Source organism: Burkholderia sp. Ac-20353 (genome assembly GCF_017104785.1).
In the GTDB taxonomy this organism is placed as follows: domain Bacteria; phylum Pseudomonadota; class Gammaproteobacteria; order Burkholderiales; family Burkholderiaceae; genus Burkholderia.
In genome coordinates this window covers 1-1,959 of sequence record NZ_JAAGPL010000436.1, presented here as the reverse complement: position 1 = coordinate 1,959, position 1,959 = coordinate 1, and the positions used below count along the sequence as shown (strand labels likewise).

At 67.5% G+C, this 1,959-nt stretch carries 1 protein-coding gene; it reads right to left on the bottom strand.

From position 1 onward, the window contains the following. On the bottom strand, window positions 1-1,565 hold a 1,565-nt coding region (locus tag G3N94_RS41025; protein WP_205799869.1), incomplete at its 3' end, for a methyl-accepting chemotaxis protein. Window positions 1,566-1,959: the final 394 nt, after the last annotated feature.

Sequence of the window (1,959 nt, the reverse complement as noted above, 5' to 3'; positions counted from 1 at the left end):
GCAGCACGCCGCTGCACCGCGCCGTCGTCGAGCTGGAACACCGCGACCGTCTCGCGCAGGCGCGCGGCCTGCTCGTCGAGCGATTGCGCGGCGGCTGCCGCTTCCTCGACGAGTGCCGCATTCTGTTGCGTGACCTCGTCCATCTGCGCGACCGCGCGCGCGACCTGGTCGATTCCGACGCTCTGTTCTTCCGATGCTGCCGCGATCTCGCCCATGATGTCGGTCACGCGCTGCACCGCGCCAATCACGTCCGTCATCGTGCGCCCTGCGTCGTCGACGAGCGTCGAACCGGAACGGATGCGCTCGACCGACGCATCGATCAGCGCCTTGATCTCCTTGGCCGCCGCCGACGAGCGCTGTGCGAGGCTGCGCACCTCGCCCGCGACGACTGCGAAGCCACGCCCTTCCTCGCCCGCGCGCGCGGCCTCGACGGCCGCGTTCAGCGCAAGGATGTTGGTCTGGAACGCGATGCCTTCGATGATCGTGATGATGTCCGCGATCTTCGCGGAGCTCCGGTTGATCTCGCCCATCGTGCCGACCACCTGGCCGACGACGACATTGCCCTTGTTCGCGATCTCCGACGCGTTCGCAGCAAGCGCGCTCGCCTGGCGCGCATTGTCGGCGTTCTGCTTCACGGTGCCGGTCAGCTGCTCCATGCTCGACGTGGTTTCCTGCAGTGCCGCCGCCTGCTCCTCGGTACGCGACGAAAGGTCGATGTTGCCGGCCGCGATCTGCCTGGCCGCCGTCGCGATCGACTCGCTGCCGCCACGCACCGTGCCGACCGTCTCGACGAGCCCATGCTGCATCCTCGCGAGGCCGTCCAGCAGCTGGCCCATTTCGTCGCGGCGCGTCACGTCGATGCGGCGCCGCAGGTCACCCGCGGCGATCGCGTCGCAATGCGCGAGCGCGTCCGCGAGCGGACGGCCGATCGCGCGGCTCAGCGCGACGTACGACAGCAGCGCGGCACCGAGGCCGGCGACCAGCGCAACGATCGATACGATCCGCAGCACCCCGTAGACGGATTCCGCATGGCTGTAGCTTGCCTGCGCGTCGGTGAACTGGAAGTTGCGCAGCGCCTCGCCCGACACCGACAGATCGTTGTAGAGCACTTGCAGCTGTTTCACGCCGTTGGCGAGCCCGTCGTGATCGTTCGCCGCGATGACGGGCGCGAACGCATCGAACGCGTGCTGCAGCGCCTGCCGTTTCGCGGCGACATCCTGCGCGAGCCGGTCCTCCTCCGCGCCGCGCGGCAGGTCCAGGTACTTCTGCCACCATGCGTCTGACTGCGCGCGCAACGTGCGGCTGCGCTCGACGGCCGCCGCCGCGTCAGGCGTGCCGGCCAGCAGCGCGGCACGATCGAGCGCGAGGCGTTCGCGCGCGGCGAACAGCTCGGCCGACGCGACGTCGACCGCGCTCGGCATCTGGTTCGTGAATATGTCGTGACTCGCGTCGTTCGCGCGTCCCATGCCGAACAGGCCCAGTACGCCGATCACGCACAGCAGCCCGGCCAGAAACGCCATCGTGAAACCGATGCGCGCGCGGATCGTCAGGTTTTTGAACACTATCTTCCTTCCTGTCTTGCGTCGTCATGAACGGGCCGTGCCCGTCGCCCGGGAGCGTTCGCTTCTCCCGATTCATTTACGACAACAAAACGCGCGACTTGATAGTGTTCACAGCAATTTTATGAGTGATTCGTCTGTCGATTTCGAAAAAAGAAACAATCGGCGCGTATGTGTGACGAATATTGAACGGGATGACAGCAGCAGATCGCGCGGGAACGCGGCGCCGGCGAATGCGTGCGGCGGATGTGTGGCAAATGCGTGGCGAAAGTGCGGCGAATGCGTGGCGAACGCCCCGGGCGCAATCCCCGCGGGCGCGCGCAACGCATGCGCCGGCCGCGCTAACCGGCCAGTTCGGCGAGCGTCGGGATCGACCGCTGCGCGCCCGCGCGGGTGACGG